Here is a 15,093-nt window from a genome sequence, read left to right as displayed (position 1 = left end):
GGAATCCATCCAGCACCGCCACCTCGACGAAAGCCGGAGCCCACCCAGCACCGTCATTCCGGCGAAAGCCGGAATCCATTTTGATCTTGCTTCTGCGCGGCTTTAGCCCGCCCGCAACAGCGCAAAGTCAAAATGGATTCCGGCTTTCGCCGGAATGACGGTGGGGGAGCGACGCGGGGCGCTGCGCGACGAGCGTCCAACCGCTGTCCAATCGCTGTCCAATCGCTGTCCAACCGCCGTTTGATCGCCGTTTGATCGCCGCTCCACCGCGCCCCAACCTCGCTCACCCAATCTCCCGCCGCTTGACCGGCTTCAAGCGCGCGCAGCGATGCCCATCACCCAAATGCGGACATGTCCGCACGCGCTGCGAATCCTTCCCGCGGCGTCCGGATTCGTTCCCGCTTTCGCCCTGTCCCCCGCGCCGCGCGCCGTCTAGAACCGACGGCGGCCGGCGCCTGCGCGGAGCCGTCCGGCGGGGAGCGCCGGACCCGCGGCGCGTCGAGCCTTCTCCGTCGAGGCCGCCGCCGCGCCGCATCCGCTAGCCGGGGCGCGCGCCGTCCACGACGCCGCCAACGCCCCATCGCGCTAATGGAGTCAGCGTCATGAAGCAGATCCCGTCGTTGCGGCGCAGCGCGCTCGCGCTTGCGTTGCTCTCGCTCAGCGGTTCGGCCCTGGCCGCCACCTGTCCGGCGTACAACCCGTCGAACAAGGCCAACAAGCTGTACCTGGTGTTCCCGACCGCCAACATCGCCTATCCCTCGTTCGGCTTCACGCCCGGCTCGGTCACCAACCCGGCTGCGCCGTTCTCGGCCGCCGACCTGCCCAGCTACACCGGCACCACCGCTGCCTTGCGCGCCGCGGTCAAGCACGTGGTCGAACTGGATTACTGCGAGTTCAACGTGCAGGTGCTCGACACCACGACCCTGCCGCCGACGACTTTCGCGCGCCGCAACACGGTCGCGGTGACGACCAAATCCGACATCGCCGACGGCCTGTTCGGCCTGGCCCAGGCGGTCGACACCGGCGATGCGACCGCGGTCGATTTCTCCTATGTCTGGGGCAAGACCTACCAGGACTGGACCGGCGGCTCCGGCGGCGCGCTCAACGGCGCCAGCTCCACCCTCGACCGCTGGGCCAACTCCATCGGCGGCACCGCCGCGCACGAAGCCGGCCACAACTACGGCCTGGCCCACAACACCACGCTCAATCCCGGCGAGGACACCTTCAAGCACCACGTCATGCCCGCCGGCGGCAGCCTCACCGCCGAGGACCGCGCCGGTTACCGCCGCCATTTCAGCGATACCGAATTCTCGATCCTCGCCGCCAACGTCGGCCTGTCGCTGCAGACCATGTGGAACTGGGACCTGGTCAACCCCAACGCCAATCCCGCGCACAGCCTGGAGATGCGCGTGCTGCATCCGTCCAGCACCGCGCCGTCGATCGACTGGGCCTACGCCGGCTGCAACAGCCCGTGGATCAACCCGACCGTGATCGGCCCGATCGGCCCGGCCGAAACCTTCCAGGGCGGCACCTACTATCCCTACACGGTGAAGTGGAGCACGCCGAATCCGGCCTGGGGCACCGGCAGCTGCACCGGCTTGCCGGGCGCGCCGGGGCAGGCGCCGGGCGGCATCTTGTTCCACATCGGCGCGTCCTTCATGGGCGTGAACTTCAACCTGTCCACGCCCAACCCGATCGTCATCAAGGACATCACCCTGCGCGATTCCTCGAGCACGGCGATGGCGTTGAACCCGCGCTTGCATGCGTTCGACGCCGGCACGCTCGACACCATCGGCAATCTCAACCTGGGCGTGTTCAACGTCGCCCAGGTGCCGCTGCGCCTGCAGAACCTGCAGGTGCGCGAGCTGCCGCGGGTGCTGGGGCTGGACCAGATGGTCGCCAACGGGCGCATGGCCGATTTCGCCGGCCAGGAGTTCAGCCCCTGGGCCAAGACCGAGCGCACCTTGGTGCAGGAGCGCACCAGCCGTCCCGGCGAGGCGATCTCGCTGCCGGTGGCGAACGTGTCGCAGCCGCGCCACGTCTACCAGGTCATCACCGCCGACGACTGCAAGCAGGGCGACAGCTTCCTCAGCGGCCGCGACGTGGCCGACTGCAAGCCGGGCACCGCGATCGACTTGTTCCCCTCGACCACGATGTACTTCACCGCCAACAGCGTCGACGACAACGCCACGTATTGGGATCCGACCCGGCGCGAATACGTGCGCGGCCCGCTGGTGTCGCGCACCTACTACCAGGTGACCGGACGGCGCCTGGACCGCAACAAGAACGGCGTCGACGACTACATCGACGAGCGCCAGGGCAAGTGAGCCGCCGCGCCGTCGGAGCACGCGCTCCGGCGGCCGCGGTGCGGACCGCAACTCCATCGCTTCAAGGGCGCGCCGCGCGTCGGACCGCGGCGCCGCTGCGGGCCCGGCGCAAGGCCGGGCCCGCGTTTTCGTTCGTGTCCGAATTCAGCCCAGCTGACGCACTTTCGAGCCGAAGCAACGCAAGACCTTTTCGCTGAGGACGAAATCGCCCTTTGCTGTCGCGATGGGCGAACCATCCTTTCATTGGATCTGCCTCCCTGTGCGGTCGTGGCGGGCGTACGACGGCGCACGCAGCCGGCGTCCCGCCGGCATGCCTGCGATCGGATGCTGCTCCGCGGCGATCTTGGCCGGGCTCGGGAGGGGCATCCAGGGCGAGGTGTCGGCCGAGGACTTCCAGCGCCCCGGCCCGGTTTTCGCCGCGACCGCAGGGCCCGGACCGGGCCGGCAGATGAATGCCGGCGCCTCTGGGCAAGGCCGGTCGCGACATTTCGCCAAAATCGGACCGTTCTGGGGTGGCCTTGCCCCCCCGAAACCCGGATAATGCACAAAAGCCGGACGGGGCCATCCCCGCCGGCTTTTTTCCGTTCATGGCCCTGTGGCGCGGCATCGGCTGCGACTGGGCGCGGGCGGACCTTGCGGCATCCGCCGCCTTCACAGCTAAAAAGCGCAGGAGTTTGGACTCATGGGTCAGTCAGTCGTCGTTCTCGGTGCCCAGTGGGGCGATGAAGGCAAGGGCAAGATCGTCGACCTGCTGACCGAGCAGATCGGCGCCGTCGTGCGCTTCCAGGGCGGGCACAACGCCGGCCACACCTTGGTCATCGGCGGCAAGAAGACCGTGCTGCACCTGATCCCCTCGGGCATCCTGCGCGAAGGCGCGCTGTGCCTGATCGGCAACGGCGTGGTGCTCAGCCCGGCCGCGCTGCAGAAGGAAATCGGCGAGCTCGAGGCGACCGGCGTGGAAGTGCGCTCGCGCCTGAAGATCAGCCCGGCCACGCCGCTGATCATGCCGTACCACATCGCCCTGGATCAGGCCCGCGAAAAGGCCGCCGGCGGCAAGGCCATCGGCACCACCGGCCGCGGCATCGGCCCGGCGTACGAGGACAAGGTCGCGCGCCGCGGCATCCGCGTGGCCGACCTGCATTACCCGGCCCAGCTCGCCGAACAGCTGCGCACCGCGCTGGACTATCACAACTTCGTGCTGACCAAGTACCTCGGCGTCGATGCCGTCGACTACCAGCAGACGCTCGACGAAGCGCTGGCGTTCGGCGAATACGTCGAGCCGATGAAGTCCGACGTCGCCGGCATCCTTCACGACCTGCGCAAGCAGGGCAAGCGCGTGCTGTTCGAAGGCGCGCAGGGCTCGCTGCTCGACATCGACCACGGCACCTATCCGTACGTCACCTCGTCCAACACCACCGTCGGCGGCGCGCTCGCCGGCACCGGCGTGGGCGCGGACTCGATCGACTACGTGCTCGGCATCGCCAAGGCCTACGCCACCCGCGTCGGCGGCGGCCCGTTCCCGACCGAACTGGACGACGAAGTCGGCCAGGGCATCCGCGACCGCGGCCAGGAATACGGCGCCACCACCGGCCGTCCGCGCCGCTGCGGCTGGATCGACATCGTCGCGCTCAAGCGCGCGGTGGCGATCAACGGCATCACCGGCCTGTGCATCACCAAGCTCGACGTGCTCGACGGCATGAAGACCTTGAAGATCTGCATCGCCTACGAATACCGCGGCAAGCGCACCGAGTACGCGCCGCTGGACGCGGCCGGCTGGGACGAGTGCACGCCGGTGTACCTGGAGTTCCCGGGCTGGGACGAGAACACCCACGGCATCACCGAGTGGGACAAGCTGCCGCCGGCCGCGCGCGCCTACCTGCGCGCGCTGGAAGAACTGGCCGGCTGCCCGCTGGCGATCGTCTCCACCGGCCCGGACCGCGACCACACGATGGTGCTGCAGGATCTTTGGGCGTAAGCCTGGGTCGATGCGAAATGAGAAAGCCCCGCGAATGCGGGGCTTTTCTTTTGCGCGGCACTCGCAGGGTGAGTTGCGTTCGAATCCTGCGTTCAGCGCGAGGGCGCGGACGGGCGTTGCGCCGCATCCGCGGCGGCGGGTTCCTGCACCGGCGCTTGCGTCGTTTCGATGCGCCGCATCGATTCTTCCACCGGCGTGTTCGTCGCTTCGCGCGTGGGAATGGTGGCGCGGTTCGCGTAAGGATCGGGATTGGCCGAGCGGCCCTGGACGCACAGCGATTCGCCGGCTGGCTGACCGTCGCCGGCGCGATTGAGACCGACCGAAACGATGCCGTCGAAACCGCGTTCGTGAGCGAGGCGACCGACGCAGGCGGCGACGCGTTCGCTGTTCGGGTTCCAGGCGATGCCGAGGTTGGATTCCATCTCGGCGACGGCGTCGCGGGCTTCGGCGTGGAGTTTGGCGGCGCGCGGGTCGGAAGGTTTCGGCGGCGCGGTTGCCGGGGGCTCGGGCGAGGGCAACGCGGGCTGCATATCGATGGCCGGCGCCGGGCGGTAGTTCTTGCCGCCGCGCGATGCTTCGATGGGTGTCGGCGGCTGGGCTTCGCGGATCCAGGCCTCGCGGTCTGCGTAGTCGTAGCGGCGTAGTTTGTCGTTGGGGTCTAGCAGGTAATAGGCCACGTCGGTGCGGTTGGCGAACAAGGATGGGGCGATATCCCAGTCGCCGGGCAGGGCTTTGTTGCGCGGGCGCGAGGACGGCAACTCATCGAGCTTCAGCGTGGCGGCCGCATCGAAGGATTGGCGGGCGTTCTCGCGGGTGTGGTTATGGACGACGGCCACGACATTTTCGACGCCGCCAGCGGCCTTGATCGCATCGCCGAGCGGCGCTGCGAAGGGATCGCCTTTCGTGTACAGCGGCGTCGTCTTGAGCTCGCCGCCGTCGCGATACACGGCCGCCACGTATTCGGCGCGGCCATGGTCGCTTTTGCTCTTTATCTCCAGCGCCAGTCGCTTGGCGAGCTCCTGGGTCTGCGCCAGATCGGGGTTGGTGTTGTTTCGCCCGATTTCTTCCATGAGTCACGTCCTTGCGATGGAGCGCTCGGTCAATCGCGGAACTCCAGCGTTCCGTCGGAGTGAAGGGTGAACATCACTCGCGGCAAGCCGGCCACGGTGCCGTTGCTGCGGTCCATGAAGCGAAGCTCGATCTCGGCGCCGCCGCCCGAACACACGACCCACGGGCGCTCCTGATAGGCGCCGTCGGGAATGCGTTTGTTGATCTCTTCGATCCAATGCTGCGCAACCGCCTTGCGACCCTTGGACAACCGCACGATGCGCGAGCGGTAGCCGTCGGCGGCGTCGATCCAGCGGGTTTCTCCCGAGATGCGGAAAAAGTCGCCATCGGCGTATGCGCAGCGGAACTCGAAGTCGTAGAGGGTCGTGCTCGCTTGCGCGTTTTCGACCGGGTCGGCGAAGGATGCGGGCGATCCGGTAGTCGAGCAGGCGCCCAGTGCGAGCACAGTCAATAAGAGCAACGGTGTCGCAGGTGCTGTGCGCATCGGTCTGTGCTCCTTGCGTGTTGAGCGTTCATGCAGGTCGAGGGCAGTGAAAACCCGCGCCGCGCACGCTGTCAACCGTCGTTCTGGGCTGCATCGAATTGCGGTGCCTAGGCGTGCCGGATTGGTTCCAACCAGTCCCCATTGAAACCGCCGCCCCGCGCCCAGCGGCCGCACGCGGCTGCCTATCCTGAGCGCCCCGATCACTCGATGCGCCCCCATGAAAAAGAACATCCTCATCGTCTACGCCCACCCCGAACCGGCCTCGCTTAACGGCGCGCTCAAGGACGCGATGAGCGAGCATCTGCGCGCGCAGGGGCATGAGGTCGAAGTCAGCGATCTGTATGCGATGGGCTGGAAAGCCGCGGTGGATGCGGCCGATTTCCCGCAGCGCGACGCGGCCGCGCGCTTGCGCGTGCCGAAGGATTCGCATGCGGCTTTCGCCGCCGATGCGCTCACTAATGACGTGCGCGCCGAGCAGGACAAGCTGCGCCGCGCCGATGCGCTGATCCTGCAGTTTCCGCTGTGGTGGTTCTCGATGCCGGCCATCCTCAAGGGCTGGTTCGACCGGGTGTATTCCTACGGCTTCGGTTACGGCGTGGGCGAGCATTCCGACACCCATTGGGGCGATCGCTACGGCGAGGGCGCGCTGGCCGGCAAGCGCGCGCTGGTGTCGGTCACCGCCGGCGGCTGGCAGCCGCATTACGCGCCGCGCGGGATCAACGGGCCGATCGAGGATCTGCTGTTCCCGATCAACCACGGCCTGCTGCATTACCCCGGCTTCGAGGTGCTGCCGCCGTTCGTGGCCTATCGCAGCGACCGGCTCGATGCCGAGCAGTTCGAACAGACCCGCGCGGCGCTGCTGCAGCGTGTGGACGGTTTGTGGCGCGATGCGCCGATCGCGTTCCGGCGCCAGAACGGCGGCGATTACGAGCTGCCGTCGCTGCTGCTCAAGCCCGGCCGCGAAGCCGGCGGCGAACGCGGTTTCGCCCTGCACGTGACGCCCGCCGGCGCGGTTTGAGGCTCGCCGGAGCCGTTGAGAGACAGGTAGCTGAACCCCTAACGCGGGCCTGAGGCTGACAAAAGAGTGCGTAGTGGCACAAAATATTTGTGCTGTACGTCACATTTCTGTTCAGTTTGTTCAGGCGAGAACTCGCCGCCCGCTGCCGGACGTCGCGCTGAAACCAGCGCGGCGCCCGTCCCGCCTCGCGGGTTCTGGCCGGGCGCGGCGGCGCACAGGGGGAGTCCGGCGGCTTATGAAGACAGTCTTGCAGCGCGGCCCGCGAGGGCCGCGCCTCGTGTTGGCGGCGGCCTTGGCGCTGGCGGCGGCGTTGCCGGCGCAGGCGCAGGTGCAGCGCACCTTCGTCAATCTCGGTTTCGAGCAGCCCGACCTGGGCACCGGCGCCTGCGTCGGCTATTTCGCCGGCCCGCAGCAGGTGACCGGGTGGAACACCACCCATCCCAGCCGCGCCACCGGCGGTTGCGGCATCGTCGCCAATCCGGCCACCGGGCCGATCATCGAGTTGTGGGGCAACAGCTTCAATGGCACGCCCGCGCGCGCCGGCAAGCAGCACGCCGAACTCAATGCCGACCAGGCCTCGCGCATCTACCAGAACATCTGCCTGACCAACGGCGAGGTGATCGGCTGGCGGCTGAGCCATCGCGGCCGCAATTCGGCGTCCACGCCGGACGTGATGAGCTTCGGCATCAACGCCTCCGGCAGCAACGGCGTCGGCGTGACCAGCGAGATCGCGCGCATCGGCACCACCAACAACGGCACCGACCGGGTCGATACCGGCGGCACGCCGTCTTCGGCCACGCAAGGCACGCTGACCATCGGCGCCACCGCCGACGGCTGGCGCGACTACAACGGCAGCTTCACCTACAACGGCGGCACCGGCGTGCAGCAGGTCGGCTTCGCCGCGGTCAGCAGCAGCGGCGGCATTTCGCTGGGCAATTTCCTCGACGAAATCCAGATCACCCTGCGCCCGTACATCGAGTTCGACGCCGCCAACTACACCGTGCGCGAAGGTCAGAGCGCCGGCCTGCCGCGCCTGCGCGTGATCGGCACGGTGCCGGCCGGCGGCATCGTCGTGCCGGTGCGGATCACCGGCGGCACCGCGACCCAGGGCAGCGACTACACCGTGTCCAACGGCAGCGGCACCACGATCAATGTGGCGATCCCGGCCGGCACCTACGACAACACCAGCTTCGATCTGCCGATCGCGGTGGTCGACGATGCGGTCATCGAAAACAACGAGACCGTCACCTTCGCCGCCCAGCCCAGCGCCAACGACTACACGCTGACCTCGACCACCACCTGCGCCACCGGCAGCGCCGGGCAGACCACGGCGACGCTGACCATCCTCGACAACGACGTCGATGTGCTGACCACCAAGCAGGTCGACAACGCCACGCCGGCGCCGGGCGGCACGGTCCGCTTCACCGTGACCTTCCGCAACAACACCGCGCGGCCGACCGTGGCCGATACCACCGTGCACGACGCCACGGTCAACATCGCCGACGCGGTGCCGACCGGGCTGACCTTCACTGCGTGGACGTGCACGCCGATCGGCAACGCGACCTGTCCGGCGGCCAGCGGCACCGGCGCGATTTCCGCCAGTGCGACACTGCCGGCCGGCAATGCCGTGGCCGGCGCCGGGCTGACCTACGTCATCGACGCCCGGGTCGCCGCCGGCCAATGCACGGCGGTGGCCAACACCGCGACCATCCAGGCCACCGCGCCGTTCGCCGAAGGCGCATCGGCGCAGGCCGGCTTCGTCACGCCGGCGCCGGGCGGCAACGCCAACAACAGCGCCAGCGCGTCGGTCGACCCGGTGTGCGTGTCGCTGTCGCTGAGCAAGAACGACGGCAGCGCGACCTATACCCCGGGCGGCACCGCCGATTACCTGCTGCGCGCCTGCAACGCCAACGGCCCCGACGTGGCCGCCGGCGCCAGCGTCAGCGACACGCTGCCGCGCGGCGTGAGCCTGCGCGGCGCGTGGTCGTGCCGCAGCGTGTCCGGCGGCGGCAGTTGCCCGGCCGGCGGCGGCGCGGCCGGCGACACCAGCGTGGCGGTGGCGAACCTGCAGTTGCCGGTCGGCGCCTGCGTGGAGATCACCGTGCCGGTGAATTTCTCCGCCAATCCGGGCGCTTACTAAAGCCCCGCGACGCCGGCGACGGCCGCACCGGGCGACACGAAACGGCGGGGCGCGAGCTCCGCCGTTTGCTTTTCTGCGGCCCGCGCACTCGGGCCCGGCGCCGGGCCGAGGCGGCGGTTAAAACGGCGGATCGGGGCGGCTCAGGTCGTTTTGTTCAGTTTTTACGCCAAAACTGTGACCTGGTTCCGGCTACAAACCCATCGGGTTCTTGTTAGGCTGCCCGCTGCCACGGTACGTGGCCGTATGTCGTCCCGCGCCACGGTAGGGGTACCGTCGCGCCGCAGCACTCCCGCCGGTCCGGCGGGGCTCGGGGAAAGTCCGTCAGGTACTCAGGAGGAGTCGCTATGTCCGATGTGCAGGCGCCGTCGCTGGCCGCCCAAGTATTCGCCGATCCGGTCGTGGCCGAGCTGGCCGACGCCGTCGCCGCCGGCGATCGCGGCGAAATCCGCCGTCTGGCCGCACGCGCGCATTCGTCCGCGCTGGCCGCGCGCGGCGACAAGAACGTCACCTTGCTGGAGTGGGCGGTGTTCAACCAAAGCCCCGACGGCCTGGACGAACTGCTCGCGCTCGGCGCCGATCCTTCGCAGCCCGGCGTCGACGGTTCCACCGTCGTGCATCTGGCGGCGATGGCGCGCGATCCGGTCTATCTGGAAACGCTGCTCGCGCGCGGCGCCGATCCCAACGTCGAGCACGCCCACACCGGCGCCGCGCCGCTGGCCGCGGCGCTGATGGGCGAGCGCGCGATCCAGTTCCGCCGCCTGCTCGCCGCCGGCGCCGATCCGTGCCACGCCGACCGCATGGGCAACACCGCGCTGCACGTCGCCGGCAAGGTCAACCAGCCGGATCTGGCGCTGGAACTGCTCAAGGCCGGCACCGACCCGCTGGCGCGCAACGCCCAGGATGTGACCTTCCAGCGCTACGCCTTCATGACCCCGCCGAGCCTGCTCAGCGCCCAGGCCCGCGCCGACCGCGAGGCCCTGGTGGGCTGGATGCGCGATCGCGGCATCGCCCTGGAAAACGGCTGATCCGCGCGCTGCGCCGCGATCGCCGCGGCGCGCGCATCGCCGACATGCACCTCAGGAACCAGGTACGCCAAGGAATTCAGGAGACCGCAGGATGAGCCAGCAGACCCCGCCGCAGTCCTTCGCCGACGAAGTGCGCGGCACCCAGGCTAAGCCGATCGACAAGACCTTGTCGCGGCTGATGGACGACCTGTACGACCAGGGCCCCGGCATCGACGGCTTCAAGCCGCTCAGCGCCGATCAGCTGCGCAGCAAGGGCATCGACCCGGCCGGTTTGGAGAACAAGGACTCCGGCTTTCTCGCCCGCGTCTACGGCGACGAGCACGGCCATTACGTGGTCGCCTTTTCGGGCACCGACGAAGGCAAGGACTGGCTGAGCAACTTCCGCCAGGGCCTGGGCTTCGAGGACGCGCAGTACAACCAGGCCATCGCGCTGGCGCGCGAGGCCAAGGTCGCGTTCGGCGACGAGGTGGTGATCACCGGCCATTCGCTCGGCGGCGGCCTGGCCGGCGTGGCTTCGATTTCCAGCGGCATTCCGGCGGTGACCTTCAACGCCTCGGGCGTGCACGACAAGACGCTCGAGCGCATCGGCATCGACGCCGACGCGGCCAAGCGCGAAGTCGCCGACAACGGCCAGATCCGCCGCTACGCGGTCAAGAACGAAATCCTGACCGACCTGCAGGAGCACAGCATCCCGCTGAAGTGGGCGATGCCCGACGCGGTCGGGCACAAGATCGAATTGCCCGATCCGGACCCGCAATCGTTCTGGCAGAAGTTGATTCCCGGCAGCGGCATCAAGCACGGCATCGACATCCATTACATCGAAGCGGTGATCAAGGCGCAGGAACAGGCGATGCCGGGCGAGCGCGGCCATGATCCGGGTCGCGCCGGCGCGGCGCGCGACGACGTCTCCCGCGCCGGCGCGGCGCGCGACAGCGACGGCGTGGCGCTGGGCGATCCGACCCATCCGCACAACGGCATGTACCAGCAGGCGCTGCACGGCCTGCGCGGGCTGCCGCCCGGGGCGATGGAATTCGGCGGCGAGCAGGGCTACCGCAACGCCGCCGCGCACGCGGTGGTGGACGCGAACGGGCAGGGCATGCGCGCCATCGACCACGTCGTCGCCGGACGCGACGGCAGCGGTTTCTTCGCGATCGAAGGCGGGCTGCAGGATCCGGGCCACCGCCGCGTGTTCGTCGATCAGCAGCGCACCCAGTCGGCGCCGGACGCCGCCGCATTGGCGCAGGCGCCTGCCGAAGCGGCGCCGGCGCAGGAAAACAAGCGCGCCGTGCTGAGCTGACGCGCGGTTGCACTACGCCCGCGCCGCGCAACCGCGGCGCGGGCATCGCCGCCGCGGCCGCACGCGGCTCAGGCTCAGGCCTTCCAGGCGCCCGCCGGCTGGCGCACGGCCACGTTGAGCCGGTTCCACACATTGATGTTGGCGATCGCCAACAGCAGCGCGGACAGCGCTTTTTCGTCGTAGTGGTGCGCGGCTTCGTTCCACACGTCGTCGGACACCGGCTCGGGCCGGTCGCTGATCCGGGTCAGCGCTTCGGTCAGCGCCAGCGCCGCGCGCTCGGCGTCGCTGAAGCCCGGCACCTCGCGCCAGGCCGCGACCGCGAACAGGCGCTCGGCGCTCTCGCCGGCCTTCAGCGCCGCGCGCGCATGCATGTCGACGCAGGCGCCGCAGCCGTTGATCTGGCTGGCGCGCAGCTCGACCAGGGCGAGCGTGGTTTCGTCCACGCCCTGGTGCTGGGTCGCGGCCTTGAGCGAGAACAGCGCCTTCATCGCGGCGGGCAGCTGCTGGGCGGGGTGGGACATGCGGGCTTGCAGGGTCATGGCGGAACTCCGGTAGGTCGGGGACGGGATGTCGCCCCGGCGCTGCATTCGGTGATCGCAGCGCTGGGTCGTACCGGTTCGACGGGCCAGCGCGGCGCAACGTGACATCGCCGCGCGAACGCCGGTTTCAGCGCAGCCGCCGCAGCAGTTCCGCGGCCACGCCCGGCGCCGAGGCCGGGTTCTGCCCGGTGATCAGTTCGCGGTCGCTCACCACCTGCGGCGTCCACGGCTCGACGTTGCTCTGGTAGCGCACGCCCGCGGCCTGCAACGCGGCCTGCGGGTAGAACTTCATCGCCCCGCCGCCGAGCTGCGGCTTGGCGATCTCTTCCTCGCGGTCGCTGATGACGGTGACCCGGTAGCCGCGATAGATCCACTGCGGCGGCGCCGACAGCCGGCGCCCGGCGGCCAGCGCGGCGGCGAAGCCGGCGGCGTCGGGCAGGGTCGACAGCAGCGCGATCGGGCCGTGGCAGACCAGCGCGGTGGTCTTGCCCTTGGCGTGGAAGTCGCTCAGCAGCCGGCCCAGGGCCGGGCTCGCCAGCAGGTCCTGCATCGGCGCGTGGCCGCCGGGCACGTAGACCGCATCGAAGCGGTCGTAGCCGATCTGCGCCACCCGCTCCAGGCTCAGCACCGGCGACTTGTCCGGCGCGGTCAGCGCCAGCTTGTCCAGCAGCGCCTGGTGCGCGCGCAGCGCCTGCGCGTCGCCGCCGAAGTACATCGGATCGACCGAGCCGCGGTCCAGGCTCGGCGCGCGGCCGAGCGGGGTGGCGAAGCTGACCTCGTGGCCGGCGTCGAGCAGCGCCTTGACCGGCTGCATCAGTTCGTTGAGGTAGAAGCCGGTGCGGAAGGTCTTGCCGTCCTTCAATTCCAGATGGTCGGAATCGGACAGCACCACCAGCACATGCGCGGCCTGGGCGTTGCCGAAGGACAGGGCCAGCGCCAGGGCGGCGCCGATGAGGCCGAAACGTTTCATTGCAGGGCTCCTGAGCAAGGACGGGGACGATGGCCGGCACTGTATTGCCTGCTTTGCCGGCGATAAAATCCCGAAACGCGAATTGATTTGTTCTTCAGGAGCAAAGATGAGCCGCCGCTTCGATCACCTCGGCGACGTGGAAACCTTCATCGCGGTGGTCGAGCACGGCTCGCTGACCGCCGCGGCGGTGGCGCTGGCAACCACGCCCTCGGTGGTCAGCCGGGCAGTGGCGCGGCTGGAGCAGCGCCTGGGCGCGCAGCTGCTGCGCCGCACCACCCGCCGCCAGGGCCTGACCGAAGCCGGCCGGCTGTACCTGGAGCAGGCGCGCGCCGCGTTCGCCCAGATCGACGAGGCCGAGCGCGCGATCCAGGGCCAGGGCGGCGAACTCAGCGGCCGCGTGCGCCTGAGCGTGCCGACCACCTACGGCCACTACCGTCTGCCGCCGCTGCTGCGGCGCTTCGCCGAGCGCTATCCACGGGTGCGGGTCGAGCTCAACATCGCCAACCGCAACGTCGACCTGGTCGCCGAAGGCTTCGACCTGGCGGTGCGGCTGGGCCCGTTGCCCGACAGCGGGCTGGCCGCGCGCAAGCTCGAGGACGCGGCGCTGTGCGTGGTCGCCTCGCCCGACTACCTGCGCCGGCGCGGCGAGCCGCGCACGCTCGACGACCTCGCCGCGCACAGCGTGTTGCCGTTCCAGATGCCGAGCACCGGCCGCATCGCCCAGTGGCAGTTCCGTCAGGACGGGCGCGACATCGACTGGACGCCCGATTCGCCGCTGCAGGTGAGCGACGACGTGCTCGGCGTGGTCTCGCTGGCCGAGCACGGCCTGGGCCTGTGCCAGAGCTACGACTTCGTCGTCGCGCAGCGTCTGGCGGCGGCGACGCTGGTCGAGACTTTGCCGCATCTGCGCGGTCGCGCGCGTGCGTTCTCGCTGATCTACGCCCCGCACCGGCGTTTGTCGGCGGCGTCGCGCGCGCTGATCGACGCGCTGGTCGGCGAAAGCTGAGCGGCAGTTATCCGTCGCGCGCGAAAAACCGCGCAGCCGGTCTCGTGGTTACAAGTCGCGCACACTTGCGCACATCGCATCGGGTATTTCGTGAACGCGGTCGCGAACGGCGGCGACGCCGGCGCGGCCGCACCGCGTCGCGCGTCGCCAGCGAACCGCGACGCAGGCGATGGCGCACCGACCTCCCGGTCCGCATCGCCGCACCCGCACTGTCGTACCCGCACGGCCGTACCGACGCATCGCCACCGCCGCACGCGGCGGCGGCGCGATTAAACAACTCTTAAAACCCCGCCGTTAGCGTCGTGGCGCGCGTTCGCGCGCCGCGACGGCCGACTGCTGCCTTTCCTCCCCACCATCAGGACATTCCTTTCATGCGCATCGTTCGCATCGTTCCTTTGCTGCTGCTTTCGCTTCCTGTCGCGGTATCCGCCCAAGTCCGCAAAGACGGAGAAGAGCGCGCCGACATGGCGCCGTCGAACTGGAGCGTCGGCATCGCCGCCGGCAGCCGCACCGAGCTGTACGCCGGCGAAGGCAACCACACCCGGGTCATCCCGTTCTTCGGCTACGAGGGCGAGCGCTTCTACTTCCGCGGCATCACCGCCGGCTATCACCTGATCAAGCGCGAGGACGTGGTGGTCGACGTGTTCCTGGGCGGGCGCCTGGACGCGATGGACGCCAAGGACTTCGGCCGCCGCGACCTGGCGCGGCGCGGCATCAACCGCGACTTGCTGTCCGACCGCGACGACAGCGTCGACGCCGGCGCCTCGGTGAGCTGGCGCGGCAGCGCCGGCGAAGTGCAGTTGGAGGTCAAGGCCGACATCCTCGACGTCAGCGGCGGCTTCCAGGCCGACGCGAGCTATCGCTACCCGATGCAGGCCGGCCAGTGGCTGCTGACGCCGGCGGTCGGGGTGACGGTGCTGTCGAAGGACCTGGCCAACTACTACTACGGCACCCTCGACAAGGAAGTGCGCCGCGGCGTCGTCGCCTACCGTCCGGGCAGCGCGACCATTCCGTATGTCGGCGTGACCGTGGCGCGGCCGTTCGCGGAAAAGTGGCGGTTCATGGCCAATGTCGGCTATCAGGTGCTGCCCGACGAGATCAAGGACAGCCCGTTGATCGCCGAAGACACCGATGGCGTGGCGCAGGCGTTTTTTGGGGTGGTGCGGAGTTTCTGATTCGAAGGGCGTCGCTGCCCTCACCCCAACCCGCACCCCGGCCCGAACGCAGAGCGTTCGGGCGTTCGG

Annotated in this window: 12 protein-coding genes; 8 read left to right on the top strand and 4 right to left on the bottom strand. The window is 69.3% G+C overall.

Annotation, left to right across the window (positions count from 1 at the left end; all coding sequences use genetic code 11):
* The first annotated feature begins 602 nt into the window (after positions 1–602).
* Together BLU84_RS04895 and BLU84_RS04890 are read left to right on the top strand one after the other, a co-directional pair.
* Positions 603–2,327, top strand: a complete 1,725-nt coding sequence (locus BLU84_RS04895) for a hypothetical protein (protein ID WP_074863590.1) — start codon at positions 603–605, stop codon at positions 2,325–2,327.
* A gap of 682 nt (positions 2,328–3,009) precedes the next feature.
* Entirely contained in the window at positions 3,010–4,302 is a 1,293-nt protein-coding gene (locus BLU84_RS04890; RefSeq protein ID WP_074863588.1) for an adenylosuccinate synthase, read from the top strand.
* Positions 4,303–4,394: 92 nt separating this feature from the next.
* Here the strand turns inward: BLU84_RS04890 and BLU84_RS04885 are convergent, their stop codons facing one another.
* On the bottom strand, positions 4,395–5,372 hold the full coding sequence (locus BLU84_RS04885) for an XVIPCD domain-containing protein (RefSeq protein WP_074863585.1): 978 nt from the start codon (positions 5,370–5,372) through the stop codon (positions 4,395–4,397).
* A 29-nt stretch (positions 5,373–5,401) separates the two neighbouring features.
* On the bottom strand, positions 5,402–5,854 hold the full coding sequence (locus tag BLU84_RS04880; RefSeq protein WP_139174676.1) for a hypothetical protein: 453 nt from the start codon (positions 5,852–5,854) through the stop codon (positions 5,402–5,404).
* Positions 5,855–6,071: 217 nt separating this feature from the next.
* On the opposite strand from BLU84_RS04880, the gene BLU84_RS04875 reads away from it, so the two are divergent.
* From BLU84_RS04875 to BLU84_RS04860, 4 genes are all read left to right on the top strand, one after another.
* A complete protein-coding gene (locus BLU84_RS04875) occupies positions 6,072–6,872 on the top strand; it encodes an NAD(P)H-dependent oxidoreductase (protein ID WP_074863581.1) in 801 nt (266 codons plus the stop codon).
* A 235-nt stretch (positions 6,873–7,107) separates the two neighbouring features.
* Positions 7,108–9,012 (top strand): DUF11 domain-containing protein, encoded by a 1,905-nt coding sequence (locus tag BLU84_RS04870; RefSeq protein ID WP_083382331.1) that lies wholly within the window; start codon positions 7,108–7,110, stop codon positions 9,010–9,012.
* Between the two features lie 344 nt (positions 9,013–9,356).
* Positions 9,357–10,037, top strand: coding sequence for an ankyrin repeat domain-containing protein (locus BLU84_RS04865; RefSeq protein WP_074863577.1), 681 nt, complete (start codon positions 9,357–9,359; stop codon positions 10,035–10,037).
* Positions 10,038–10,128: 91 nt separating this feature from the next.
* On the top strand, positions 10,129–11,334 hold the full coding sequence (locus BLU84_RS04860) for a Tle-like phospholipase domain-containing protein (RefSeq protein ID WP_074863575.1): 1,206 nt from the start codon (positions 10,129–10,131) through the stop codon (positions 11,332–11,334).
* A 74-nt stretch (positions 11,335–11,408) separates the two neighbouring features.
* On the opposite strand, the gene BLU84_RS04855 is transcribed toward BLU84_RS04860, so the two are convergent.
* Together BLU84_RS04855 and BLU84_RS04850 are read right to left on the bottom strand one after the other, a co-directional pair.
* A complete protein-coding gene (locus BLU84_RS04855) occupies positions 11,409–11,873 on the bottom strand; it encodes a carboxymuconolactone decarboxylase family protein (RefSeq protein ID WP_211664506.1) in 465 nt (154 codons plus the stop codon).
* Positions 11,874–12,000: 127 nt separating this feature from the next.
* Positions 12,001–12,843: a type 1 glutamine amidotransferase domain-containing protein gene (locus BLU84_RS04850; RefSeq protein WP_074863573.1), complete on the bottom strand. Its 843-nt coding sequence runs from the start codon at positions 12,841–12,843 to the stop codon at positions 12,001–12,003.
* A 106-nt stretch (positions 12,844–12,949) separates the two neighbouring features.
* Here BLU84_RS04850 and BLU84_RS04845 point away from each other — a divergent pair, with 106 nt between their 5' ends.
* Together BLU84_RS04845 and BLU84_RS04840 are read left to right on the top strand one after the other, a co-directional pair.
* Positions 12,950–13,849, top strand: coding sequence for a LysR family transcriptional regulator (locus BLU84_RS04845; protein WP_074863572.1), 900 nt, complete (start codon positions 12,950–12,952; stop codon positions 13,847–13,849).
* Between the two features lie 464 nt (positions 13,850–14,313).
* Entirely contained in the window at positions 14,314–15,024 is a 711-nt protein-coding gene (locus BLU84_RS04840; protein ID WP_170849093.1) for a MipA/OmpV family protein, read from the top strand.
* Positions 15,025–15,093 lie beyond the last annotated feature (69 nt).

Origin of the sequence: Lysobacter enzymogenes, assembly GCF_900106525.1 — a bacterium.
Lineage (GTDB): Bacteria > Pseudomonadota > Gammaproteobacteria > Xanthomonadales > Xanthomonadaceae > Lysobacter > Lysobacter enzymogenes.
This window is presented reverse-complemented; position numbering and strand designations above follow the sequence as displayed.

Coding starts and splice junctions, on each gene's coding strand:
- BLU84_RS04895 (WP_074863590.1), top strand. CDS start 603: ATGAAGCAGATCCCGTCGTTGCGGCGCAGCGCGCTCGCGCTTGCGTTG.
- BLU84_RS04890 (WP_074863588.1), top strand. CDS start 3,010: ATGGGTCAGTCAGTCGTCGTTCTCGGTGCCCAGTGGGGCGATGAAGGC.
- BLU84_RS04885 (WP_074863585.1), bottom strand. CDS start 5,372: ATGGAAGAAATCGGGCGAAACAACACCAACCCCGATCTGGCGCAGACC.
- BLU84_RS04880 (WP_139174676.1), bottom strand. CDS start 5,854: ATGCGCACAGCACCTGCGACACCGTTGCTCTTATTGACTGTGCTCGCA.
- BLU84_RS04875 (WP_074863581.1), top strand. CDS start 6,072: ATGAAAAAGAACATCCTCATCGTCTACGCCCACCCCGAACCGGCCTCG.
- BLU84_RS04870 (WP_083382331.1), top strand. CDS start 7,108: ATGAAGACAGTCTTGCAGCGCGGCCCGCGAGGGCCGCGCCTCGTGTTG.
- BLU84_RS04865 (WP_074863577.1), top strand. CDS start 9,357: ATGTCCGATGTGCAGGCGCCGTCGCTGGCCGCCCAAGTATTCGCCGAT.
- BLU84_RS04860 (WP_074863575.1), top strand. CDS start 10,129: ATGAGCCAGCAGACCCCGCCGCAGTCCTTCGCCGACGAAGTGCGCGGC.
- BLU84_RS04855 (WP_211664506.1), bottom strand. CDS start 11,873: ATGACCCTGCAAGCCCGCATGTCCCACCCCGCCCAGCAGCTGCCCGCC.
- BLU84_RS04850 (WP_074863573.1), bottom strand. CDS start 12,843: ATGAAACGTTTCGGCCTCATCGGCGCCGCCCTGGCGCTGGCCCTGTCC.
- BLU84_RS04845 (WP_074863572.1), top strand. CDS start 12,950: ATGAGCCGCCGCTTCGATCACCTCGGCGACGTGGAAACCTTCATCGCG.
- BLU84_RS04840 (WP_170849093.1), top strand. CDS start 14,314: ATGGCGCCGTCGAACTGGAGCGTCGGCATCGCCGCCGGCAGCCGCACC.